This is a genomic window from Paenibacillus sp. RC84, assembly GCF_041260495.1.
Classification (GTDB): domain Bacteria; phylum Bacillota; class Bacilli; order Paenibacillales; family NBRC-103111; genus Paenibacillus_F.
The window spans coordinates 287,330-311,801 of the sequence record NZ_JBGBYL010000001.1 but is presented as its reverse complement, the minus strand read 5'-3'; the positions used below and the strand labels follow the sequence as shown (position 1 = coordinate 311,801).

The following is a 24,472-nucleotide window of genomic DNA, read 5'->3' as shown; positions in this document are numbered from 1 at the left end:
CAAATCCCAAACAACGAAAAAACACCCCGTTTCCCGAGAAAACGGAGTGTCGATCTGCGGCTGCGCTTCAGCCTTTGGGACGGACGAACAAAGCGGCGAGAAACGAGAAGATGATCGCCGCCGAAATACCGGCGCTCGTGACTTTGAAAATTCCCGTTACGATGCCGATCCAGCCGCTTGTCTGGATTTCCTTGATGGCGCCGTGTACCAGCGCGTTGCCGAAGCTCGTGATCGGAACGCTGGCGCCGGCTCCCGCAAAACGGACGAGAGGCTCGTACAGCCCGAAGCCGTCAAGGATCGCTCCGGCCACTACGAGCGTCGTCATCGTATGAGCCGGTGTCAGCTTGCCCAGGTCCAGCAGCAGCTGACCGATGACGCAGATGGCTCCGCCGACGAGAAATGCCCATAAAAACTGCATGATTAGAGTCCCTCCTGTCTTTCTATCGCAACGGCATGCGCAATGCAGGGAATGGATTCCCCCTGCTGAAACGACAGCGGGGACAGCAGGGCGCCCGTGGCGACGACCAGCAGGCGGCGGATGTCGCCTTGCTCCATTCTTTTCAGCAGGTGGCCGTATGTAACGACGGCCGAGCAGCCACAGCCGCTGCCTCCGGCCTGCACGCCCTGCTTCCGGATGTCGTAGATCATCAGGCCGCAATCGTTGAACGTGGTGCTGTTCATGGCGATTCTCTGCTCCTTCAGCAGCTCGTTTACGATCTGAAAGCCTACGGTGGCGAGATCGCCCGTTACGATAAGATCGTAATAATCGGGGGAGCGCTTCATATCCCGGAAATGAGCGGTGATCGTATCGGCTGCCGCCGGGGCCATCGCGGCGCCCATGTTGAACGGGTCCGTAATCCCCATGTCGATCACCTTGCCGATCGTAGCCGAAGTAACGACGGGCCCCGTGCCTTTCTGGGCTACGACGGAAGCTCCGGCGCCCGTTACCGTATACTGGGCCGTGGGGGGCTTCTGGGAGCCGTATTCCGTCGGATAACGGAACTGCTTCTCTACGGTGCAGTTGTGGCTGCACGTGCCGCTCAGGACATAGTCTCCTCCTCCCGAGGCTACGATCAGCGAAGACACGGCCAGGCTTTCCATCGAGGTGGAGCAAGCGCCAAAGACGCCCAGGTAAGGAATGGCCAGCGTCCGGGCGGCAAAGCTGCTGGAAATAATCTGGTTCATCAGGTCGCCGCCGACGTAGAACTGAATCTGATCCTTTTGGAGACCGGCTTTCTTGATCGCGAGATTGGCCGCGTCTTCCATAAGCGCCTTCTCGGCTTTTTCCCAGCTCTTCTGCTTTAAGGTGTTGTCCTGGTGAATGAGATCGAAATCGAGGGCGAGGGGCCCCTCGCCCTCATCCGGCCCGACAACCGTGGCGGTGGAGATCAGGACGGGAGGCTTCCGGAACTCCCAGGATTGACCTTTTCGAATAATCAATGTGCCCCGCCTCCAAAGATCAGAGTGAAAATGCCGACGAAGAAGGCGGCCACTACACCGAACACGATAACGGAGCCGGCCAGTTTAAACATATTGCTGGCGGTGCCGAGAATCAGTCCCTCGCTGCGGTGCTCAATGGCAGCCGAACACATCGAGTTGGCGAAGCCCGTTACCGGCACAGCCGTTCCCGCTCCGGCCCACTGGGCGATTTTGTCATACACGCCGAGGCAGGTCAGGATGACGGAAATGAGAATCAGGACTGACACTGTAGGATTCGAAGCGGCTTCCTTGCTGAATCCGAACACTTTCTCAAACAGCATCATGAGCGCCTGCCCGATAATGCATATAAAACCGCCCACAACGAAGGCGCGGATACAGTTGGCGACGACCGGTCTTTTCGGTTCGTTTTTCTTCGCGATAGCCTGATACTTCTGCTGGGTTAATGTCGCGTTTTTCTTTTTCTGGTTGGCCACTTGCCTGTCCCCCTCTTCTTATTCCGTTCCGTTTGTACTTTTCCCGCCGCCGGAGAGCTGCTTCAGCACCCCCCGCAGGGCCGAGGCCGTCTGTTCGTACTTGATCCGTGCATTGAGATCGGTAGCGGAATTCGCAAACGAATCGAGATCTGCCGTGCATTGGCGGAGTGTGGAGATCAGCTCCACCTGTGGTTTCTCGAGACTGATTCCTCTTGTATCGTCGTACAAATCGACGTACAACTTATTTTGATCGCCTATTTGAGCGAGAAAAACATTATCCGCGGTCGCGTTTATTTTAGCCAATTGTTTATTCAGCCATTCTCTTGTAAGCGAGGAGGCCGACAGCTCGTCGTCATCGACTACCCCGTCCACGATGACCGTGTGGGGAAGCTTGTCCGGGCCCATCTTAAGTCCCAGATCGCCGGGCGTAAGCGGCTGCTTCTCTTTTTTGAGCAGGACGCTGAGATCGCCGCTTGCCTCAAGCATGGCGAATTCGACGTCCGCCACCTGAAAAACACTCTTCGTGCGGAGCTGTTCCATCAGTTCGTCGGCCGTGTACCGCTCCTTCTTCAAATGGTGTTCCAGAACACGACCGTTACGGATAACGACCGTTCCTTTTCCTTCAAAAAAATGGCGGAGCCATTTGCTTTTCAGCGTCGTGAGTTCAAGAAAAAAAGGAACTACAAACCAAACCGCAAGCGCGGCAATCCCGTGCAAGTAATGGGCTTCAATATCGGTTGACAAGAAGCCTGCCAATTCTCCCAGAGTGATACCCGTTACATATTCAAAAAAAGAAAGCTGGGAAATTTGCTTCTTGCCCAAAAAACGGGTGATGGCAAAAAGGATGGCGATCGCACCGAGCGACCGCAGCATAATCATTCCAATACCTTCCACGGCTTAGCCTCCTCTCTTAACCAGAACAGTTGATTGCATGACTCTTCTTAGCATGTCCGCAAGGGGCACAGGTATGAAAGGAAGGCATTGGAAAAATAAGAAAACGGCTTCCTCAGCAGAAGCCGTTTCCGGTGATCCGTTATCAGAAAAGAAACAAAATCGCCACAAGCAGTATAAACAGAACGAATACAATCAGCATGTTCAGGTTCACAGCCGTTTCTCCTTTAAGCGAGATTTCGAACATGGAACATTCAGGAATACCCCATTATATGCGTCTAGTGGCGTAAATGATTGTTCGGAAGGTGAAGGCCGATCCGCCTGTTTTATAAAAAAAGGAGGCTTTCCCCCAGCACAAACACACAAACGCACATAAGATAAAAGGCGAATATCCAAAAATTAGAAGGAGGAACCTTTGCTTGTCATTTCCTAGCGACAGTCAATTTTTTCCCGTGACTTTAAACGGCGTTCCCGTAGGTGATCCGGTTTCGGATGTGAGTCCGGCCAGCACGGATATCGTCGGGAATGCCCAGTTCCCCGCCGCTTACGTTTCATACGACACGATTTATGTCTATTTCCGTCTGAGGCTGAACGGAGATCCCCGCGCCAAAACCGGGTTCGATAACTTTGCCTGGGGGGTTCTTTTCAATACCGACAACAATCCCGCCACTTACGAATGGGTTCTTGCCGTCAACGGCCAGAATGCCAGTATCGATCTCATCGAAAATAAAATAAAAGTGCCGAACACCTTTAACGATCCGGCCGAAGGCATTGACGGAAAAGGGACGCCGGCCTATACGCGCCCGATTATTAATTTCGATCTGGCGCGGGTGAAACCGACCGGCGACGGGTCCCGTTTCGGCGGAAATGAAAATTATTTTCTCGATTTTTTCATACCGGCTTCCGTCCTGTTCGGAGCGCTCGGGATTACGAGTCAGACGCCTCTCCAGTTTATTTTTTTCAGCTCCGCCAACAATAACAACTTCAACAAAGATTTTCTGATTCCCGCAGGCAGCACGTTCACCTCGGGTTTCAGCGATCCCGTTGCGCCTCAAGGGTTTAACGCGCAGGCCAGACTCGTCCTGGCCAAAACCTTGACCTCTTCGCCGGGAGCGACTGTCCTGACCGGACAGGTGGCATCGTATACGGGGACCCTCGCGATATCGAACCAGGGGAAAAGCCAGGCCAACGCCGTGCTGGTTACCGATGCGTTCGGACTGGACACGGTGTCCTCCCTGACCGTCTCCGGCGTTACCCAGGGCCTCTCCACGGTTAATCTGCTGGGCAGCACAATCAGCTGGAACGCGGGAAATCTTGCGCCCGGCCAGACCGTGACACTGACTTTTACCGTGCAGGGAGCTTTCCTGACTGCCGGAGACGGCAGCCGCATCCTGAATACGGCCGCGGGAACCGGATTCGACAGTCTGACCGGACAGGTGATTACAGCCGGACCGGCAACGAGCTCTATTGCCGTCGTAACGGCGGGAGGCGTCACCGGCACCGTATACAACGGGATGACCGCACTGCCCCTTGCCGGCGCCGCCTTGCAGCTTGCAAACGCCCAGAATCAGGTGCCCGTCAACCAAACGAGCGGAACCGGAGGGGCGTACGGTTTTTCCAATCTGGCACCGGGAGCTTACAATCTCACGGTTTCTTTTGCCGGTTTCGTTGCCCAAACCGTACCTGTGACGGTTAGCGCCGGGACCGTCACCCCGCTGGACATCACCCTGCGGCCGCAGCCGGCTTCTCTGAGCGGAACCGTTGCGGATCAGGCGGGAAATGTTCTTCCCGGAGCCGTTATCCGCGTCCAATCCCCGTTCGGCGCCATCGTCGCCGAAACGACTGCCGACGCGGCGGGACAATACCGGCTCTCGGTTCCTGCCGGAACATATACCGTAATCGCGACTGCGAACGGCTTCCAGTCCGAGGTTGATACCCTGCAGCTTCAGCCGGCGCAAAGCGTATCCGCTTCGTTTAACCTCGCGGCTTTGCCGGGTACCGTAAGCGGCGTGATCACCGTCTCCGGCACAGGGACTCCACTTGCCGGAGCGCTCGTAGAAGCGTTGAACGAACGAGGCCAGCAGATCGCTGCCGCCGTCAGCGCCGCGGACGGGTCGTATGCGATAAACAGCCTCGCGCCGGGCAATTACCGCATCCGCGCAAGCGAAGCCGCATTCACGATGGATATTGCCGGAGCAGCGGTCCGCGCGGGTCAGACGGCAACCGTCAATATCGGCTTAAGCCCCGCGCCGGGCACGCTTACCGGCCAGGTAACGGACGCTTTGTCCGGTGTACCGTTAAGCGGCGCCGTCGTCCATGTCGTTACGGTTGAAGGGATAACCGCGGCAACCACGGTAACCGATGCCGGAGGAACTTACGTCATCAACAGTCTGCAGCCGGCCAATTATACGATCACGTTCAGCGAAACAGCGTATGCCAGCCAGACGACAGGTGTTTCGATTGCGCCCGGCGCCCAAAGCGTGCTGAATATCGCGCTGCAGCAGTTGGCGGGTTCCATTACCGGAATGGTGACGGACCTGAACGGGAATCCTCTGGAAAATGCGGTGGTCCGCGTTTTCATGAACAGTTTTGTCGTCGCCACGCTGAATGCCGACCAGAACGGACAGTTCGACATCCACGGGCTCGCTCCCGGTTCCTACATGGTCCGTGCCGAAACACCGGGTTACCAGCGCCAGCTGATCGGCGCCTTCATCCAGCCCGGAGAAACTGTCGAGGTCGATTTCGCCCTGGCTCCTCAGCCCGGCACTTTAACGGGAACCGTTACAGCGGGGACGTCGCCCGTACCGGGAGCGGTCCTCGTGGTGCGTCAGACGGACAACAGTGTAATCGGGCGGACGATTACTTCCGCCGACGGCACTTACGTACTGGAGGAGCTGGCGCCGGGAACTTATACGGCTGCCGTTTTTGCCGACGGGCTCCAGACTCAGATTAAAGGTTTCAGTATAACCGCCGGACAGACGACCACTGTTTCCTTTAATCTGGAGCCTTTACCGGGGATTGTTGCCGGAACCGTATACAATGCCTCCACTAACCAGCTCCTTGCGGATATTCCCGTTGCGGTACGCATTGTGGACACGAACGGACTTGTGATCCAGAGTTTGTTTACGGACCAGTTCGGCGCATTTACGGCTCCTAACCTGGCACCCGGCAGTTACACGGCGATCGTGTCCTCCACTGACTTTCAGACTAATCTCGTCAGCTTCCTGATCGCCGCCGGACAGACAACGACGATCCGCGTGGGTCTGATTCCGAGCCCCGGACAGATCAGCGGAACGGTAACCGACGCCGGAATGGACACGGGCATTTCCGGCGCCGCCATCCGGATCAGCAACTATACGGGGACACTGATCGCTACCGTTCTTACCGACAGCAGCGGTTATTTCAGGGCAGAGGGTCTGGCTCCCGACACGTACATCGTCACGGCTTCCCAAACGGGCTTCCAGCAGGGGAGCATCGGAGCCATTGTGAGCTCCGGTCAAACGACGACCACCGGTCTCAGCCTGCTCCCGCTTCCCGGATCGGTCGGCGGTGCGATCTCCCCCGCCGTCGACGGGACCGTGATCCAGATTTACGACCGGAACAATCTGCTGATCAACGAAGAGCTGGTGACCGCGGGGAACGGGACCTTCCGATTCGATTCGCTCGCGCCGGGCGCCTATATCGTGACGGCAACACCGCCCGGTTACGCCTTAGCGAAAGCGGGCACAGTCGTGGAAGCCGGCCGGGAATCAAGTGTGTCGCTTACTCTCTTCCCGCTGTTGTCGGTTCTCACGGGCCGCATCACGGATACCGCGGGCAGCCCTTTAGATACGGCCGTCATCCGGATCTTGGACGGGAATGAAACCTTGCTGGGAACGGGTCATGCCGATGCAAACGGCGCTTATGTCGTCGACAACATTCCCGCAGGCAATCATTTTCTTGTGGTTGCGGCTCCCGGATTCTCGACCGTTATCCTTGGCGTAGGAACCCTTCCCGGTGTGGATTTGACGGGAATCGACATCCGCCTCGTCCCCGATTCCGGGTCCGTCAGCGGTCAGATAACGAACGCTTCGGACGGAAGCCCGATTCCTTCCGCTACTGTATTGATCCGCAGCGCGGACGTGAGCAACCTTCTTATTGCGACTGCTACCAGTTCCCTGTTCGGCAATTTCTTCGTAAGCGGTCTGTCTCCGGGTGCTTATACCGTGGTGGCGGAAGCGAAGGGATTCGCGGCAGGCACGGCCGGAGCCGTCGTAGTCAGCGATCAGGAAACGGCAGCCAGTCTGGCTCTCCGCCCCCTAAGCGGAGTAGTAACGGGCAGCATAACGGACCGCTCGGGCGCTATCCTGACCGGTTCGGAAACCCAGATCAAGATCTTCAACGAAGCGGGGATTCTCCTGTTCGCTTACCTGGCCGATGCAGACGGGCGCTTTACAACGCCGGAGCTGGCTCCCGGCAGCTATGTCCTTACGGCATCCGCTCCGGGCTTCGCTTCCGCCTCCGTGCTCGCTGCGGTCACTGCCGGTTCGGCGGGCACCGTTACGCTCGTTTTGACCCAGCAAAATTCGCTCCTGACCGGCAATGTCATCAACCGGAACGGATCCGCTCCCGTTCCCGGAAGCATTGTCACTCTGCTGAATGCGGCCGGTCAGACGGTCGATCAATCGGTTGCCGATCTAAGCGGAAATTTTACGATCGACAACGTAACCGCCGGTGCCTATACGCTGAGCGTTACCTGTGACGGTTTCGGCAGCACCTCCCTCGGTGTCGTGCTCCGGCCCGGGCAAACGACGGCCGTCACCGTACCGCTGGAGCCGTCACCCGGCAGTGTCAGCGGCTTCGTCATCGACCGTGTTACTTCGGCCCCTCTGGCGGGAGCGGACGTCCGGATCGAAGATGCGGCCGGTGTGCCGGTTAATACGGTTCAAACCGACAGCAGCGGGTTTTATCTCTTCAACAATCTCCGTTCCGGAGATTATAAAGTGACAGCCGAAGCGGCCGGTTTCGGCTCGCAAAACGGCGGTGCTCCGGTAGCGCCCGGACGGAACACCGATTACAGTTTTGCCTTGAGCCCGCTGCGTGCTTCTCTATCCGGCACGGTGAATAGCGCCGCCGGCGCCAGGCCGCTTGCCGGTGTCCTTGTGGAAGTCCGCCAGCTCAACACATATGGCACCGTCCTGACGGATACGACGACTGATGCGGCCGGCCGTTATACGCTGGGCGGTCTTCCGGCCGGCAATTACACGGCCGTGTTCAGCCTATCGGGCTTCGGCCAACAGACGGACGCCTTTTATGCCGCTCCCGGGCAAAATACCGTCGTGGACGCCCGGTTGTCTCCGACGTCAAACGATTTGAACGGGACGGTCGTGACACCGCCAACCGTTCCCGTGTTTCCGCCACCTCCGGTGGTGGACGTCTACGACGACCGGAATACGCCGGTCGTGACGGTCCCGACGGACCCGTCCGGGCAGTTCACGGCCGACGGGATAGCCGCGGGCGACTACACGGTCGTCGTGCAGAAGCCCGGCCTGTCGTACAGCCAGCAGGTTGTAACGGTGGTCCCCGGCTTTACCCCGAATGTCGTCCTCTCCCCGGGGAGCCCGCCGCTTGCCGTTACGGGTGCCGTTCTGGACGATTCGACCGGCAATCCGGTTCCCGGCGCTTCCGTCCAGATCCTGAACGAGAATTTAACGCCGATCGACCGGACCCTAGCCGACGGAACGGGTGTGTTCCTGCTGGGCAGCCTGCGCCCCGGAAGTTACACGGTTACCGTATCCAGCGAGCTCTTCGGCTCCAAGTCGGCCGCGGTTTCCCTGGCCGCCGGAACTCCGGCTCCCCCTGTAACCGTGGCGCTGAACCCTCTGTTCGGCACTTTGACGGGTACGGTGACGGACAGGAACGGACGGCTCTTATCCAACGTGTTCGTTCAGCTCTTCGATCCTTCCGGGCTCTTCCTGAGAAACGTGACGACCAGTACCCGGGGCGTGTATACGGTCACTAACCTGGCCCCCGGTTTCTACTCCGCGCGCTACACGCTCGAAGACAAACAACCGGCCGTGCGCACACTGATCATCGCCGCGAATGAAACAACCGTTCTAAATGTCGTCCTGGAGGACGACACGGAGGAATAAACGAATCACACAAAAATCCCCACCGGGTTTCTCCGGCGGGGATTTTTGTGATCTTTTCCACGATTTAAAAGGTTTAAACGATTCGTTTGGAGGCCGTTACCGGTTGGCGGTAGGCACCCAGTCCTTCACGCCGTTATCTTCGAGAATCCCCAGTGTGACGTCCGCGATATCGGGGTCTCCCAGCAGCTTGTCGCGCACGCGGAATTTGATATCGTCCGCTTCGGCAAGAGTGAGGCCCGGTTTCAGTTCGATCAAGCCCTCCACATGGTAGTACCGGCCTTCCTGAAGAACGCGCAGCTGATAAATGTCCGTCACCAGCGTTTCGGAAAAAATAATGCCGGACACCTTGTCCTCCACGTCGGGAGGCGCGGATACGCCGATCAGGCCGACCATATTGTCGTAGCCGACGCGGAACGCGACGAATATCATCAGCAAACCGATCAGGATAGTCATCAGTCCGTCAAGGGCGCTGAAATTCGTAAGCGAGGTAACCACTACCGCAATGAGAGCCAGCAGAGCACCCGTTGTCGCAACCAGATCTTCGTAGAAGACGAGCCGCGTCGGTGGTGCCGCGCGTTTCACATGCTTGAAGGAGGCCTTGACGATTCCAAAACCCGTCGCTTCCGCCCTGGATTCTTTGATGACTTCCTTCATCGCCTTGTACAGCACATAACCGTCAATCAAGATCGACAGCACGAGAACCGAAAGATTCAGCCAAAATCCGTGAGATTCGGCCGGATGCTGCAGCAGATGCAGCCCTTCTCTGATCGTTTCGTAGGCCATGATGGTGACGACGAGAACCGCAATCATGCAGAAAATATTGATGACACGGCCGAAGCCCGTCGGAAAACGGCGGGTCGCCTTTTTCTCCGCAAGTACGCTTCCGGTAAATACAAACATCTGGTTGACGGCATCCGCAATGGAGTGCATGGTGGACGCGAACATGGCACCGCTGCCCGTAAGCGAAGCGGCGACACCTTTTACGATGGCAATTATCGTATTGCCCAAGGCCGCCGTAGCCGAAGACATATTGCCTTTCTTGATCAACTCCAACCAATTCGTGCGTTCAGCATCCGGGTCCATAAGAAAATAAATCCTCCTAAGTAAAATGGTAGTTAGGGATAGGTTACCACGAAACCATTCCGCCAAATCATCCATACGCGGGACGAGTAAGAGCGGTTTCATTTTCAACCCGAAAAAATCCCCTTTCGTTTGCGGCGCTTCGGGCAAGTCATCCTTGCCGGCAGCGGTGCAATAGAAAGGGGATCTCCTGTGTCCGGACCGGTCAGCTCCAGACGTTCTGTCTTTCCTTGGACTGGATCGCGCCCGACGGGTCCAGATCCACTTCGCCGTCGGCCGCCGAATCGTCGGCCCGCAGCCCGATCCGCTCGTGGGCGCTGACATCCTCGAATATTTTGAGCGGAATCGTATCGTCGGCGGACTTGCCGCCTGTCGTTACATCTTCAAAAGCGGACTGGCGGATTTCACCGCCCCGGGTATCCGTTAAGCCCTCGGCTCCGGGACCGGCCTTTGCCAGCGTGTCCGTTTGCTTGCCGCTCTCGGTCTGCCTGTTCACTGCGCATTCCTCCTCGTCATCGTCGTCGCTATCCTCGCGGAAAGGTTCCGATGATAGGTTTCCCGACTGCCGAACATGCTACTCCCGCCGTTCCGTCTCCCCTTACCCGGCTTATTTGAAGCCGGTCATGGCGATGCCGCGGATAATCTGCTTCTGAAACAGCAGAAACACCGCAAGCAGAGGCAGGATAGAGATAGCGGCGCCCGCCATGATGAGCGTCCAGCTCCCACTGTCACCCGATTCGCTGGAGAAGAACGCAAGCCCGACGGGGATCGTCAGATGCTCCGGCGTCTGCGTGACGATCAGCGGCCAGATAAACGCGTTCCAACTGCCCAGAAAGGTTAAAATGCACAGCGTAGCCAGCGCCGGCTTAACCAGCGGAACGACCACGCGGAGCAGGATGCCCCACTCGCCCATCCCGTCGATACGCGCCGCATCGAGCAGATCGCGCGGAACGGATTCCATGAACTGCTTCATGAGAAAGATGCCGAACGCGGAGATGAGGCCCGGGAAAAGAACCCCCAGGTAAGTGTCGACCAGCTCCAACTTGGCGGCAAGCAGATACCAGGGGATGATGAGCATTTCGGTCGGAACCATCAGCGTACTTAGTATGCCGACGAAAATGACGGTTTTACCCGGAAACGTAAATTTCGCCAGAATGTATCCGACCACCGTATCGAAAAAGCAGACGGAGACCGTCGTAATGACGGCAACGATCAGACTATTGACAATCCAGGTCGCATACAGCGTCTCCGCGAAAAGCGTCCGGACGTTGCCCAAGGTTGCCTCCGGCGGAATCAAGCTCAGAGAAAACACATCCTGCGGCGTTTTTAACGTGGTCGCGATCATCCATAGGAAAGGAAACAGCATCACAATCGCGCCCGCGCCCAGAAGAAAATAAGCGGAAAAGGCGGACGCACGGATACGGTACCGGGGTGTACGCTTGACTGCTTGTTCGCTGCCCCGCCTCCGGAGTCCGGCATGCTCCGCGGCCCAATCATATTTGCTCATGGCCGTTCTCCTTTTAATACTCGACTTTTCGGTTCAACGTTTTAAGCTGCAGCAGCGACAAGAGAAGAATAAGGAGGAACAAGACGACGGTAGCCGCGGTCGCCTGCCCCATATTGAACTGCTTGAACGCGAGCTCGTAAATATACACCACGACGGATTTCGTAGAGTTAAGCGGCCCGCCCCCGGACGTCATGTTCAAAATCTGGGTGAAAGACTGCAAATACGAAATACTTGCAATAATGACGGAAAACAGCAGGACCGGGTTCAGCAGGGGTAACGTCACATGCACGAACCGCTGCCACACACCCGCTCCGTCGATGGCGGCCGCTTCCTCGTATTCTTTCGGGATATTTTCCAGCCCCGTGAGGAAAATCAGCATTTGAAAGCCGAGGTTCTGCCAGATCATAGCGGCGGTGACGATAAAAATAGCCTGGTCCGGCGAACCCAGGAACAGTTGGGACGGCAGGCCCAATTTGAGCAAAAGGCCGTTGACGATGCCATTCTTCATGAAAATCCAGCGGAACACCCAGCTCACGGCTACGACGCTGGTGACGTAGGGCAGGAAGTAGACCGTCCGGAAAAAAGCTCTGAGCCGGATAATCCGCCGAAGAAGCAGGGCAACGGCAAGTCCGGCCGCAAGCTGCCCGGGTACCCCGATCAGGACGTAAACGGCCGTATTTCGGAGCGAAATCAGGAATACCGGGTCGTGGTATAAAGCCAGGTAATTGGAGAAACCGACGAACGGCTTCTCCTCCGACAGCAGATCCCACTCGCGGAAGCCGACCAGAAAGGAATACACGATGGGGACGATCCGGACGCCGATGAAAAACAGCAGCGGAACGAGCAGGCAGGCATAGACGAAAAAGAGCCGCTGCCGCTTCATTTTTTAGCCTGCTTCGCCCAATAGTCGTCGTAGAGCTTCTGGGTTTTGGCTACCAGTTCCTCGAAAGCCTTCTCCGCGGGAACTTTATTCAGCACGACGCTGTCCGCGGCCTGTACGAAATAGTCCCGTTCCAGCTTTTCATCCACGAAGAAGTGGGCGTTGGCATCGCCGAGCTGGCGGATGAACGGGCCGATTTTCTCGTCCTTGGAGTACTTATCCTGAAGGGCGACGGCCTTGGATGCCGGCAGCTCGCCGACTTTTTCCACCCACTGCTCCTGCACCTCCTTGCTCGTCAAAAACTTGAGGAATTCGGTTGCCGCCTCGAGTTTTTTCCCTTTGGCGTTCTTGGTGATTCCGTTGGCCCAGAAAGAAGCTTGCGTGGCTTTTCCTTTGTATGCGGGCAGCGGGGCGACGGCGAAATTCAGATTCGGCGCATCCTTCTTGAGTCCGCCGAGCTGGAACGAGCCGTCGATATTCATCGCCGCATGGCCGCCTTTGAACGCCGTAATATCATCGTTGTAAAAATCTTTCGTTCCAACCTTATGTACGGTGGCAAAATCAAGCAGATACTTGAACGCTTCAAGTCCCGCAGGAGTCTCGTTCCATAGGACGCGCTTGCGGTCTTCGCTGATATCCTTGCCGCTGGCCTGATACACAAGCGCATCCCGGTACCAGTGATGCAGCTGGGAATTCGGCTGCCAGGCCATGCCTTCGACGACAAATTCGCCTTTGGCGTCCTTCTCGGTGAGCTTCTTCGAGTAGTCCACCAGTTCCTCCCATGTCGCGGGAGGTTTCGCCGGGTCCAGCCCCGCTTTTGCAAACAAATCCTTGTTGTAGTACAGCCCCAGCGTCCGGACGGCCGTCGGAATCGCATAGTAGCTGCCGCCGATTTGGGCCGCTTCAACGAACGGGAAAAATTCTTCCTTGATCTTCGAATCCGGGAATGATTCCTTCGGCAAAGGCTGCAAATAACCTGATGCCGTGTATTTCGGAAGCCAGCCGTAGTACAGGTTGATTACATCCGGTCCTTTGCCGGCCGGAATCAGCGTCGCCACCTTTTCGTTGTACTGGTCGTAAGGAAAATTGGTTTGTTTGACGGTAATGTTCGGGTGCGTCTTTTCGAATTCTTTAATAAGCGAATTGATGAGATCCACCTTGACCGGATACTGGTACTGCCAGTACTCGATCGTGACTTTCTCGTCCTTGCCCGCGTCCCCGGATTGCTGCCCGGATGCGTCTTTGGCGCCGTCCCCGGAAGCGGACCTGCTCCCCGAGCAGCCGGCCATCAAACCCGCGCTCAGCGCGGCGGCCAGCGTTAACGCCGCAAGACGGCAAAGCGCGGGCTGCGCCTTGCCTTTTTGGCGTTTCTCTGTTTTCCTATTGTCTTCTTTTGCTAATTTGCTGCTCATAGGACTTCAACCCCTTTATGTTCTTGAACGCTTGCGGCAGTTTCCGGTAGACGGAGCAGCCTTCTCGCGTTATTGCCGAAAATGCTCTGTATGTCCGTTTCATTGAAGCGCAGTTCCCTGCATACGCGGACCTGATCCTGCAAGTAGCGGTAAACGTACCCGCGGGGAAAGCCGCTGGAATCCGATCCGTAAACGACGCGTTCGGGACCGATCAGCTCCACGGTTTTGCGGAACAAGGTTTCCAGCGTCAGGTCGTAGGGCGTCCACCGCATCCACTGGTTGGAGCCGGACGTGTCGACGATCACGTTCGGGCACCCCCAGCACAGGTGCAGCAGCTCCCGGTAGTAGCCCGCTCCGAAGTGCGGAATGAGGATCGGGATGTCCGTAAACTCCCGGGCCACGTTAAAAATGGCCAAGGGATTGATGTTCCGGTGCTGCACGATACCGCCCGTATGCCCCAGAAGCCCGAAGTGGATCAGCACGGGCAGCTTGCGCTCCGCCAGGAAGCTCCAAACCGGTCGGAGCGACGGATCGTCCAGCGAAGTTTGGATAAGCGGGCCGAACAATTTGTAACCCCGGAGCCCCAGTTCGTCTACGGCCCGCTGCAGCTCTTCCACCGCATCCGGCGCTTCGATGGAATGATGGGCGAAGCCCGTAAATTTGCCGGGATACTTGGAAATTTGCTCCTTTAGATCGTCGTTTCCCTTCGCGGTAAGAAAATTCAATCCCCCGATTCCGTACTTGTCGAGCTCATCGGCCCAGCGGTCGATAACCGGCCTCCCCGCACCCGGACCGTTGTCCGGTCCGGACGGAAAATCCCAAGTGAGCCGCATCCGCTCTCCCCGCTTGGCCTGCGCGCCGTCGATCACTTCATCGTGTTTGACAAACTGCTGCGCGTAAGGCAGGTGCCCGTGAATATCGAAGACTTTGAACCCGTCTTTGAACATTGTCCGTTCCTCCTTCTCCTGCTGCTCCGCTTGCATCTCCCGGCACCATTCATCCCCTGGGAGAACCGGGATTCCTTCGCTAGGGCAGGTGCCCGTCAACTAAAAAAGACACTATCCGCGTTAAGCGAAATAGTGTCTCCAGTGGTCTGGTCAACAAATTATTATTTTATCCAATGGGAATACTAGGAATTATAAAACGCCGCCGAAAAACTGTCAAACTCTTTTTTCTGTTCCCTGCGAAGACGCGGCCCCTTACCCGATTGTAATTTTCCCTTCCGGGTAACGGTACAGCTCTTTCGTCCCCTTTGGTGTCAGCGCATAGGCAAGTGTCAGCGGACCCAGCCGGCCGACAAACATCAGGATCGCCATCAGCACCTTGCTCGGGGAAGTAAGCTCCGGCGTCAGCCCGAGGGAAATGCCAGCCGTTCCGAAAGCGGACGTCACCTCGAACAGCATTTTGATAAAAGGACCGTCCTGCAGAGCCGAGAGAATCATCGTACCCGCCACGACCAGAATGAGGGACATCAGCGTCAGCGTCGTCGCTTTATAAATGCGTTCCTCCGGGAGTCTTTTGCGGAAAAAGACGATATCCTCCTTGCCCCGGACCATCGTAATGACGGCGCCTAAGAGAATCGCGAACGTCGTGATTTTGATCCCTCCGCCCGCTGAACCCGGCGCCGCCCCGATAAACATAAGGATAATCACAAAGAACTGGGTCGCCTGGCGGAACGATTCGATATCGATCGTATTCATGCCCGTCGACCGGGTCGTTGCCGACTGGAAGAAAGCGGCGAAGATTTTGCCCGGAAGACTTAGCGGCTGCATCGTCAGCGGGTTCGTGTACTCGAAGATAAAGACAACGACGGAACCGAGCAGAATCAGCAGGCCCGTTGCCGTAAGCACAACTTTGGAGTGGAGCGTCAGCTTCCGGGTCCGCTTGAAGTCAAGCAAGTCCGCTATGACGATAAATCCGATCCCCCCCAGAATCATAAGACCGATAACGACGATATTCACGTAAGGATCGTTCACATACGCCATCAGGCTTCCCTGGGCTCCGGGCAGACTGCTGAACAAATCGAAGCCGGCGTTGTTGAAGATGGAAATACTATGAAAAACGCCAAAGTAAACCGCTTGTCCAAGCGGCATGTCGAAAGCCCAGCGGACCGTCAGCAGAACCGCTCCCGCCAGCTCAATGGCAAGCGCATAGGTCAGTACCTTGCGGATCAGCCGCACGATGCCCTCTACGGACCCTTGATTCATCGCTTCCTGCAAAAGAAGCCGCTCTTTGAGGGTGATCCGCTTGCGAAGCACGAGCGCGATCAAGGTCGCCATCGTCATAAATCCGAGCCCGCCCACCTGGACCAGCATAAGGATGACGATCTGGCCGAACAGCGAAAAATGCACCCCGGCGTTCAGCACGGAAAGCCCCGTCACACATGCGGCCGAAGTCGACATAAAAAAAGCGTCCAAGTAAGAGATCGGCTCTCCGGTAGAGGAGGCGGCAGGCAGCGAAAGCAACACCGATCCTATTAAAATGATAGCCAGGATTCCGAGCGCCAAAATTTGCGGAGGCGTGAAACGGATCAGAATCCTTCGTTTTTTACCCATGTTGTTACTCTCCTTCTCACAAACACATTCCCCTCTATCCTACCCAAAAAAGAAAAGGAAAGCCACCTGATCCGGTGAACTTTCCCGAGATTAAAGGACGGAACCCTTCACGGGCACGCGTCGGCCTATTTCTTCCGTCTTATATGTATTTGCGGACGGCTTCTATCACTCTATCGGCGCAGGCCCGGTTGCCCGCTTCGCTGAGGTGCAGCTTATCCTCGCAGATAAAGTTTTGCAGATCGCGCTTGACGACGGCGTTCAAGTCGTTGATTTCCACGCCGTGCTGCTGCATCAACTTCGCTGCGGCCGCATTGTATGCGTCTATTTCCGCATTGCTTCTGCCTGCGGCATCAACCGGAACGGGAGTAGTCGTCGCAAAAATAACCGCTGCTCCCGTTCTTCTCAACTCATTGAGGATCCGTCCGAGCGTCACAATGTATTCATCCAGGGAGGTCAGCGCTTCGACCATGGGCGCCTCATGGTGAAGATCCCAAAGCCCGTTGTTCCAATGGATGATATCCGGCGTCCCGAGATCTCTGATCCACAAGTTCGCCCCCCAGAGCGTATGCTTGGCAAAACGGCCGTTTTCCTCCGGCCCTACGACTTCGGCCTTTCCCTCTAATGCGGCCCTCACCAGCGGCTGATAGCCGATCCGGATCGAATCCCCGAGCAGCAGCACTTTTTTCATCTTCACGCAGCCTCCTGTTATTCCATGATGAACATGCATCGGCATACAGCCGCAGTTCCCCGCCGGGCCTTCATCCGTGCCCGCCCGTCAGCAAGATCTTCCCCGGCATGCCGGACTCGAAAGCCGCCACGGCGGAATGCACCTCGTCCAGTCCGTAGCCGGCGGTGATCTTCATCAGGCTCAGCCTTCCGTCCCGGACAAGCTCCATAATCTCCTCGAACGTCCCGATCCAATCCGCCGCGGAAGCGTGGCGGATCCAGTGCCGGAGCCAGAACGGCCGGGCGTCCACCCGGTACAGCCGGGACATCGCCGCCCAGTCCGCCGGCACCCCCGACAGCAGCCCGATGCTGAACACGGTGCCGCCGGGCCGCACGCAGCCGGCGAGAGCCGCTCCGTCCGGGCCGCCTATGCTGTCCACGGCCGCGGTCGCTCCCCGGCCGCCCGTCTTGGACAGCACCGCCTCGCGTAGCGGCATGCCGGCGGTGTCGATGACGTGAGCCACGCCGAGGCGCAGCAGCTCCTCCGTATGAGCTGCGCTGCGGGTAACCGCAATGAGCTCATAGTTGAAAACCGCCGCCAGCTGCGCGAACACTCGGCCGATCGCCGAGCCGCCGGCGTTGACGACCAGCGTATCGCCGTACTTCAGGCGAAGCGCCCCGCAAACCGCCCAGGCGGTCACCGGGTTGATATAGAGCTGGGCGGCCGTCTCGTCGGGAATGTCCGGCGGAACCGGGATCGCCAGCCCGGCGGGCGCGAGGACCGATTCCTGCCAGGTCCCTTCGCCGCGCAGCGGGAGAACCCGTCTGCCGAGCAGCTCCGGCGGCACGGAAGGGCCCGTCTCCTCGACGATGCCCACGCCTTCGTAGCCGGGCACCGCAGGAAGGGCGATCCGGTGGGCATAGGCCCCGCGCACGGGGATCAGGTCCGACGGATTGATGGGCCGGGCCAGCATCCGCACCCGGATCTCGCCCGGCCCCGGCGGGACGACAGGGGTGCGGCGGATCTCCAGCACTTCAACCGGAGGGCCGAACCGGCCGTAATAGACGCTTTTGTTAAGCACGCTGTTCTCTCCCGTGATGTCAATTTTCCGAAGCCGGGCCAGGGGCGGCGTACGGTGGACGGATCTGCGGCATAAGCGCGGATGGGCTTCCTTCCGTTTGCGGCCCGTGGGCCGCATAACGGTCATGCGCCAACTGCCGCTCCCTGTTTACGGCTTATCCGGCACGCTCTCCCCGGGCTCTCCGAATGAAATGCCTTCTTCCCCGTCGAGCCGCACCCGGCATCCGTCTGTCCTGACGGCCAGCGGATGGGGGTGCGAGCTTCTTTCGCCCGCGAACCAGACCCGGCCTTTTTTCACCACGATAAAAAGTCCGTTCTCGTCGCCGACCGGCGCGAACGTATCGCTCGGAGTCTTCCAGGCCTCCAGCCCTGCCTGCCGTTTTAAATCCCGCAAAGCGGCGGACACATCGTCTACCGGCATTCCGATTTCGCTGACGCACAGAAAATCTTCTTCGCCGAACGGTTTCCGCGACGCATTCTCAAGATTATGCCGGGCAATCAGCTCGACAATATTGCCGGCCGGGTCTTTGAAATAAACGGCATGGGCGTTCCAGCTTTCGAAATGAACGACAGGGTCCTCCTCCTGGCCGAGAAGTTCCACCCTGTCCCGGAGCCAACCGGCCGCTTCTTCAATCTTATTCTCCGGGATGTTGAAAGCGAAATGATAGAAACTATCGCTGTCCGGCGCCGAACGGACGAAAGTCACGTTCGTGTTTCCCGCCCGGAACGAAAAGGATGTTTCGGTGTCCCCGGTGACAGGCAGCCGCAGCCGCTCTCCGTAAAACTCCTTTAATTCGGTTAGATTCGAAGCGTGGAGGGTTAGGTCCAAAATCTTCATGATGATAACTCCTTAAGATGAGATATAGTCGGGGGATAAGCAAGTTCATAATCACGAAAGTCCGGTTAAAATCACTAAACCGGGCTGCGGAGGGCCCATTTCGATAGCCCGTTCCGTGTTCACTTTGCGAGCATCCTTCGTCTTCCCCTAAACCGCTTCGCGCCTGCGGTCGCCGAGCACGACGGACGTTTCGATCTGCCGGTCCGGTATGGTCCAGTACGTGCGCAGCAGCCGCTCCTTCTCCGCCTCGGGAACGAGAGAGAAGCCGTTTTTGAGATAAAAGGCGATCGCCCAGGAAGCATCCGCCCACGTACCGATCAGGAACGGTTTCTCCGTCAGGTTCGTCAAATAGGCCAGCAGCCGGCTGCCGATGCCTCCCTTGCGCTGGTCTGTCCGCACATAGGCGTGCCGGATCAGGGAAACGTCGCCTTTGTCCTGGATGCCCATCACCCCGATCAGACGCCCGCCGTCCTCATACCCCCAGAACACGACCCCGCTGCCGATTTCGCTCTGCAGCTCCTCCATCGTCATGTAAGGCTCGTGAAACCGGTCGGCCGGTATAATTCCTTTGTAGGCGACCGCCGCATCGTTAATAATGTCGTAAATATCACGGATATCTTGTTCGGTACAAATTCGAATCATAAGTGAATACCTCCCGTTAATCGTGGACTTGCGCCCTCGGCAAGTAAAACCCGGGGGCCTAAGCAAAGAGTGTCTTTGGCCAAACAGGTGTAAGGGCTGTCCAGCCGGATTTCAAGGTCATAGACGGCCGGTCGGCCGGTCCGTTCCAAAAACCGCATGAACGCAGCCATCCGCGCTGGCAGCTTCAGCCTTACGGGACGTCGTTTTTGGCTTCACGCCGGGTCAGCTTTTTTTCGGCCGATTCCTGCCACAAGGCGCTGATTCCGTTCAATTTGAGAAAAGCGTTCACGCCTGTTCATCCCTTTTACCACACAGCCGTTATTTTCCTGATTATACCATAGGGTTCTATCCCCTCCGCAACTAAAAAAGGCCCCCTCTCACAAAGGAGGAGGCCCTGAGGCGGTCAATCTCCGAACCCGGAGGAAGTTTCCTTCACAATGGCCTGAACTTCGATCTCCACCAGCAGTTCGGGATCGATTAAGGCCCGCACCTCCACCATCGTGGATGCCGGACGAATATCCTTGAAAAATTCCCCGTGGGCTTTGCCGATCTCTTCCCACCGGCCGATATCCGTTACGAACATGCGCGTCCTTACGACATCGGCCAGTTTGGCTCCCGCCCGGTGAAGCGCCTCTTCGATAATGCCCAGTGCGCATTTCGTCTGGGCGTACGCGTCTCCTATGCCTACAACGGCTCCGTCTTTCATGGCGGTCGTTCCCGCTACTTCAACGATATTGCCGATCCTTACCGCTCTGCTGTATCCGACAACAGGCTCCCACGGCGAACCGGATGAGATATTCTTTCTTTTGGTCATGATTTCTCTCTTCCTCTCCGATAAATCTGATTGCCGTCCGTTCTTTATTCTTTCGCAGACCTGCGATTAACGCTTGGCAAAAACAGCCGCGCCGCCCGATCCGAGCACCATAAACGCTTCCCCGGACGGTGAAAAACCGCCCTTCAGCCAGCCGTCGAGCCGTGGAATCTCCAGCATAACAGCTCCGGCCAAATACCGGTACCCTCTGGAGAAAACATTCTCCAGGATCACGGAAGCTCTCGGCCACCACGGGTAAATGACCTCCAGCCTCCAGCCTTCGGCGTTCATCTGAATGCCGTCTCCGCCGTCCAGCCCGAAGACGCCGATCTCTTCCCCCGTCTCGGGCACGGTGAATTTTAACCCGCCGCCGGCGAGATGCCGTTCGGTCTTCGCCTCGTCGCGTTCCCTGACAAGCCGCTGCCCGGTAAAGGCATCCGTGATGCTGTAGCCGCTGCCGATCAGGACGATCCGGCCGTCTCCGTCCCAGCCGCCAGCCGTTACTCCCGCAGCCGCAATAACCGTCTGCAGACGCCAGGGCGGCGGCGGTTCTCCCGGAATCAGACGCCTGGCTTGACGCAGCAGATCCCGTTCAAAGTCCGTCCTTGGATCGGCCGGATCTTTTTTCGAAAATAGCATGACATTCTCCTCTCCGCCTGAACAAGCTGCCTATGGGAGCTTCTTATGCACGCGCAGCCGCCCGGCCCGCCTGATGGACAACAAAATAAAACGACACATAAACAATCCCGATCATAAGACCGAACAGCAGGGAGAAAAGCATCGCCGGCGCATGAAGGCTCTCCATGGCGATCTGTTTAATGAGGCTTACATCCGTCAGCACGTCCCAACTGTTTAGCCGGTGCACTCTGCCCAGCAGTACGCCGTAGCCGCCGAGCAGCGCCGCCGCCGCCACAAAGCCCCAGGCAAGCAGGGAACCTGCGGCAAGCCGGATAAGCGAATGAACCTGATACAGGGAATATACGCAGAGCAGCAGACCGTTCCACGCAAATAATACGAGAACGAGCAGATCGTACCAGTACCGGAACGCAAACGTTCCTTGAGCGGAGGCATAGAGCCCCTTCATCGCGGTTAAATGAACCAGGTCCGTCACGATATAAGGGGCGTTCGGATAGAACAGCAGCCAGCCTCCCCCCAGAACGACGATGATAGCGGCTCTCATCCCGCTTTGTACCCGGCGTCCGGTCTCGTAAGCGATAAACGAGAACACGAACGGAACCCAGGCCAGAAATAAATTCCAAGTCAAAAAATCGTAATACGTCTTGTTCCGGAAAACGGAATAGACCAGCAGCGTAAGTGCCGACAGAGCCGCCAGAAACGCGGCCGATTTCCACGTTGACAGGTGTACCATTCTTGCTCCTTCTTCCGCGGGGACAACGGCGGCACTCTCATCCGCCTAATCCTGGAGGGAGAAAACCTCATAAGATCCGGCATAGATCAGCCCCAATTTCTCCGCAAGCCCCTTGGACTTCAAATTTGCCGCATCCCAGCTCGGATACAGATTGTGCTCCAGGCAGTGCAGCAGGAACGCTGCCGCAACCCGGGTCGCCAGGCCGAACTTCCGGTAGTCCGGGTGGGTCATAATGCCGATTTCCACGCCCGTACGGCATACCATCGCGGTCGTGCAGGCGGCTGCGACTTCGCCTTCCGCTCGGATGCAGTAGCCGAACCCGGTCTCTATAAATTGTTCCGCCGTGTCATAATTCACGAAGTGATAATGTTGGAGCGGGTCGCGGAACATGTCCCGCGCCAGCTCCGGCGTGATCTTTTCCACTATGTAATCCGGATGCTCCGCCAGCTCCTTCAAAGGGCCGGGCCGCAGCGACTCCGGGGAAAATAGGTACCGCTCGCCGCGGATCAGCTTGCCGCCGTGGATGCTCCGTGCCCGCTGCACCCAGCCTGGGGATGAAGGCATAATATAGCAGTGGGCGGGAAGCTCCACCAGCCATTGCTCGGCGGAAGGGCCCGCGGAATCGCCGGCGAAATAGGCGAAGCTCCCCTGATTGATCTGCGCGCTCGAAGGATTCGTCAAGGAATCGACGAAGATCCGAATATCACCGCCGGCCTGGCCTTCCAGCACGCTGTCTATACAGACGTCCACCCGGCGGACCTCTTCAAACAGTCTTGTCAGATGCGGCCTTATGGCGGCGTTTACTTTTGTCATCGTGTACATGGCCTTGATTGTCTCCAGTCTGTGTCCGTCGTGATGCCGCTCCGGTTGCCGGAGCCGTTTTATTGCATGCTGTCCGTGTTGGCGGACAATCTTTTCATCTCTTCATCGGTAAAATTTTGGACCGATTTCTGTTTGGCGAATTTTTCGCTGTTGAATTGCGCGGATTTGTTTCTCGGAATGGACAAGCTGTTCCATTCTTCTTTTTTGAGCAGCTTGGCCGCATAGACGATCTGCCCGACGTGGTAAGGATAATGGGCCAGCTGCCGGTTAATGGCTTCGATCACGGTATGGCCTTCGTTGCGGATATAAATAATCTGCTCCAGTTGACCCGGACTCAAGGAATCCAGCGCATGGAATAAGCAGTTCCAGCCTTCGTTCCACTTGTCCAGAAGCTGCTCTTTGTCCGAAAGGCTGTGCCCGAATTCGGCGTCGCGGTCGCGCCAGTCTTTTTCCCCGTCCGTCGTAAGAAAATCGGTCCAGCGGGAAAGCATATTCCCGCCCAGATGGGCCACTATCGTCGCAATGCTGTTCGTGTCTTCGTTGTAAGCCGTAAACAACTGCTCCGGCTCCAGCTGGTCCATCGCTTTCTCCCCGAGTGTTTTGTAGTAGAGAAATTGTTTGCGGGCACTTTCCAGATAAGTCTGATTCGCACTCATTTCGGTCACCCCGGTTATTTATTTTTTTTCGACGCGGCCCAGAAAGCCAGCACGACCAGCGGAATCGCGATGATCCACGGAATCGTAACCGTCCCTCCGGCAAGCAAAGCGAAAACCATAAGAACCACTATACCCAAAATAATATACAGACAACCTCTGCCGAATGTCTCCATCGTACCGCCCAGCCTCCCTGGTCTCCCTCTGCCGGTTCCTCGGATGCTGCTGATGCCCCTGCTGCTCTATTCCTTATAGAGAGTCTTGTTTAAAATGTCCCGGACAAAACCGGTTTTCTTCTCACAGTATGTATCTCTATCATATCGGAATTCGGCCGCCAAATCTTCCTTAAGCCGCTGATACCGCTCCCGTGCCGCAGGATGGGCACGCAAATAATCGCGAAAAGCGATATGCTCCAGATAGCCGCGCCCGTCCTTGGGACACACGTAGAGATGATAAGCCATGAAACCGTCCTCGTACGTCCGTTTGAACGCTTCCCGGCCCTCCACGCCCAAATTGCCCTCGTGCCGGAAGCCCGCTTTCCCGAGACGCTCCGCAATGGCGGGAAACACTTCGTAGCTGTCCATGACGACATCGATGTCCAGGATCGGTTTGGCTCCCAAGCCTTCCACTGAAGTACTGCCGACATGTTCAATGGCGAGAACGAGGTCGCCGATATGCCGTTCGAGTTCGGCCCGCATGCTCTCGAAAGCGGTTTTCCACGCCGGGTCGTAAGGAACTATCCGGACTTCTTTCGTTTTATTCACCACGGGGACTGTCCCTCCTTCCTGTATTTCATGCCGCTGGCAAACACCTCGAAACCGAACCGTTCATAATAACCGATTTTCGGATCCGAGCAAAAAAGCTCCATATGTAATTGACGGGTGATGCACCGCTGCATAAGCCGCTTCATCAGCTCGCTTCCGATTCCCTTCTTCTGATAGTCCGGATGGACGGCGAGGCCGCATAGAAACGCGGTCATCACGCCGTCCGATACGACTCTGCCCGTGCCGATCAGGCGGCCCCCATCATAAGCGCTCGCCACATACCAGCTTCCCCGCATCGTATCGTGGAGCTGCCGTGCGGACAGCTTAAGGAATTCGTTCCAGCCGAATTGCTCATACAGATCATAAATGGCTTCACCCGAAGGAATTTCGTCCGAATACACAATATTCATGTTTTCACTCCTCAATCGGCCGTGATCTTCCATGCGGCGTCTGCGTC

General features: G+C 57.1%; 25 protein-coding genes. 2 read left to right on the top strand and 23 right to left on the bottom strand.

What is annotated here, in order from left to right:
* Positions 1-67: 67 nt before the first annotated feature.
* The 4 genes from spoVAE to ABH899_RS01395 are packed head-to-tail and all read right to left on the bottom strand — an operon-like array spanning position 68 to position 2,807.
* On the bottom strand, positions 68-418 hold the full coding sequence (spoVAE, locus tag ABH899_RS01410; RefSeq protein ID WP_042230191.1) for a stage V sporulation protein AE: 351 nt from the start codon (positions 416-418) through the stop codon (positions 68-70).
* A gap of 2 nt (positions 419-420) precedes the next feature.
* The gene (gene spoVAD, locus ABH899_RS01405; protein WP_369994070.1) at positions 421-1,437 is read right to left on the bottom strand and encodes a stage V sporulation protein AD; all 1,017 of its coding nucleotides are present in this window, start codon (positions 1,435-1,437) and stop codon (positions 421-423) included.
* Positions 1,437-1,913, bottom strand: coding sequence for a stage V sporulation protein AC (gene spoVAC / locus ABH899_RS01400; RefSeq protein ID WP_369993347.1), 477 nt, complete (start codon positions 1,911-1,913; stop codon positions 1,437-1,439). The genes spoVAD and spoVAC overlap by 1 nt, the downstream gene beginning before the upstream one ends.
* Before the next feature lie 18 nt (positions 1,914-1,931).
* On the bottom strand, positions 1,932-2,807 hold the full coding sequence (locus ABH899_RS01395; protein ID WP_369993346.1) for a DUF421 domain-containing protein: 876 nt from the start codon (positions 2,805-2,807) through the stop codon (positions 1,932-1,934).
* A gap of 73 nt (positions 2,808-2,880) precedes the next feature.
* Here ABH899_RS01395 and ABH899_RS01390 point away from each other — a divergent pair, with 73 nt between their 5' ends.
* Entirely contained in the window at positions 2,881-3,180 is a 300-nt protein-coding gene (locus ABH899_RS01390) for a hypothetical protein (RefSeq protein WP_369993344.1), read from the top strand.
* A gap of 43 nt (positions 3,181-3,223) precedes the next feature.
* Positions 3,224-8,935 (top strand): carboxypeptidase regulatory-like domain-containing protein, encoded by a 5,712-nt coding sequence (locus ABH899_RS01385; protein WP_369993341.1) that lies wholly within the window; start codon positions 3,224-3,226, stop codon positions 8,933-8,935.
* Positions 8,936-9,031: 96 nt separating this feature from the next.
* On the opposite strand, the gene ABH899_RS01380 is transcribed toward ABH899_RS01385, so the two are convergent.
* The 19 genes from ABH899_RS01380 to ABH899_RS01290 form a co-directional block, all read right to left on the bottom strand.
* Positions 9,032-10,018 carry a cation diffusion facilitator family transporter gene (locus tag ABH899_RS01380; protein ID WP_369993339.1) on the bottom strand — a complete coding sequence of 329 codons (987 nt, stop codon included), beginning with the start codon at positions 10,016-10,018 and terminating at the stop codon, positions 9,032-9,034.
* A gap of 202 nt (positions 10,019-10,220) precedes the next feature.
* Positions 10,221-10,511: a hypothetical protein gene (locus ABH899_RS01375; protein ID WP_369993336.1), complete on the bottom strand. Its 291-nt coding sequence runs from the start codon at positions 10,509-10,511 to the stop codon at positions 10,221-10,223.
* Positions 10,512-10,622: 111 nt separating this feature from the next.
* A complete protein-coding gene (locus ABH899_RS01370) occupies positions 10,623-11,522 on the bottom strand; it encodes a carbohydrate ABC transporter permease (RefSeq protein WP_218228330.1) in 900 nt (299 codons plus the stop codon).
* A gap of 13 nt (positions 11,523-11,535) precedes the next feature.
* Positions 11,536-12,405, bottom strand: a complete 870-nt coding sequence (locus tag ABH899_RS01365; protein ID WP_369993333.1) for a carbohydrate ABC transporter permease — start codon at positions 12,403-12,405, stop codon at positions 11,536-11,538.
* Positions 12,402-13,814, bottom strand: a complete 1,413-nt coding sequence (locus ABH899_RS01360) for a sugar ABC transporter substrate-binding protein (RefSeq protein ID WP_369993331.1) — start codon at positions 13,812-13,814, stop codon at positions 12,402-12,404. Before ABH899_RS01360 ends, ABH899_RS01365 begins: the two co-directional genes overlap by 4 nt.
* Complete coding sequence (locus ABH899_RS01355) at positions 13,811-14,761, bottom strand: amidohydrolase family protein (protein WP_369993328.1); 951 nt, start codon at positions 14,759-14,761, stop codon at positions 13,811-13,813. Before ABH899_RS01355 ends, ABH899_RS01360 begins: the two co-directional genes overlap by 4 nt.
* A gap of 252 nt (positions 14,762-15,013) precedes the next feature.
* Complete coding sequence (locus tag ABH899_RS01350) at positions 15,014-16,369, bottom strand: TrkH family potassium uptake protein (RefSeq protein WP_369993326.1); 1,356 nt, start codon at positions 16,367-16,369, stop codon at positions 15,014-15,016.
* Positions 16,370-16,508: 139 nt separating this feature from the next.
* Positions 16,509-17,057 carry an SGNH/GDSL hydrolase family protein gene (locus ABH899_RS01345; RefSeq protein WP_369993324.1) on the bottom strand — a complete coding sequence of 183 codons (549 nt, stop codon included), beginning with the start codon at positions 17,055-17,057 and terminating at the stop codon, positions 16,509-16,511.
* 70 nt (positions 17,058-17,127) lie between these two features.
* Positions 17,128-18,117 (bottom strand): zinc-dependent alcohol dehydrogenase family protein, encoded by a 990-nt coding sequence (locus ABH899_RS01340; RefSeq protein WP_369993323.1) that lies wholly within the window; start codon positions 18,115-18,117, stop codon positions 17,128-17,130.
* A 147-nt stretch (positions 18,118-18,264) separates the two neighbouring features.
* On the bottom strand, positions 18,265-18,954 hold the full coding sequence (locus tag ABH899_RS01335; RefSeq protein WP_369993322.1) for a VOC family protein: 690 nt from the start codon (positions 18,952-18,954) through the stop codon (positions 18,265-18,267).
* 147 nt (positions 18,955-19,101) lie between these two features.
* The gene (locus tag ABH899_RS01330) at positions 19,102-19,596 is read right to left on the bottom strand and encodes a GNAT family N-acetyltransferase (RefSeq protein ID WP_369993319.1); all 495 of its coding nucleotides are present in this window, start codon (positions 19,594-19,596) and stop codon (positions 19,102-19,104) included.
* Positions 19,597-19,999: 403 nt separating this feature from the next.
* Entirely contained in the window at positions 20,000-20,410 is a 411-nt protein-coding gene (locus ABH899_RS01325; protein ID WP_369993318.1) for a RidA family protein, read from the bottom strand.
* Between the two features lie 66 nt (positions 20,411-20,476).
* Positions 20,477-21,046, bottom strand: coding sequence for a hypothetical protein (locus tag ABH899_RS01320; RefSeq protein ID WP_369993317.1), 570 nt, complete (start codon positions 21,044-21,046; stop codon positions 20,477-20,479).
* Positions 21,047-21,089: 43 nt separating this feature from the next.
* Positions 21,090-21,776: a DUF1361 domain-containing protein gene (locus ABH899_RS01315; RefSeq protein ID WP_369993315.1), complete on the bottom strand. Its 687-nt coding sequence runs from the start codon at positions 21,774-21,776 to the stop codon at positions 21,090-21,092.
* 45 nt (positions 21,777-21,821) lie between these two features.
* The gene (locus ABH899_RS01310) at positions 21,822-22,598 is read right to left on the bottom strand and encodes a GNAT family N-acetyltransferase (RefSeq protein WP_369993313.1); all 777 of its coding nucleotides are present in this window, start codon (positions 22,596-22,598) and stop codon (positions 21,822-21,824) included.
* A gap of 59 nt (positions 22,599-22,657) precedes the next feature.
* Positions 22,658-23,254, bottom strand: coding sequence for a DUF1572 family protein (locus ABH899_RS01305; protein WP_369993311.1), 597 nt, complete (start codon positions 23,252-23,254; stop codon positions 22,658-22,660).
* 14 nt (positions 23,255-23,268) lie between these two features.
* Positions 23,269-23,427, bottom strand: a complete 159-nt coding sequence (locus ABH899_RS01300) for a hypothetical protein (protein WP_218228317.1) — start codon at positions 23,425-23,427, stop codon at positions 23,269-23,271.
* A 66-nt stretch (positions 23,428-23,493) separates the two neighbouring features.
* On the bottom strand, positions 23,494-24,018 hold the full coding sequence (locus tag ABH899_RS01295) for a GrpB family protein (protein ID WP_369993308.1): 525 nt from the start codon (positions 24,016-24,018) through the stop codon (positions 23,494-23,496).
* Positions 24,012-24,425 carry a GNAT family N-acetyltransferase gene (locus ABH899_RS01290; RefSeq protein ID WP_369993307.1) on the bottom strand — a complete coding sequence of 138 codons (414 nt, stop codon included), beginning with the start codon at positions 24,423-24,425 and terminating at the stop codon, positions 24,012-24,014. The genes ABH899_RS01295 and ABH899_RS01290 overlap by 7 nt, the downstream gene beginning before the upstream one ends.
* Between the last annotated feature and the right edge of the window lie 47 nt (positions 24,426-24,472).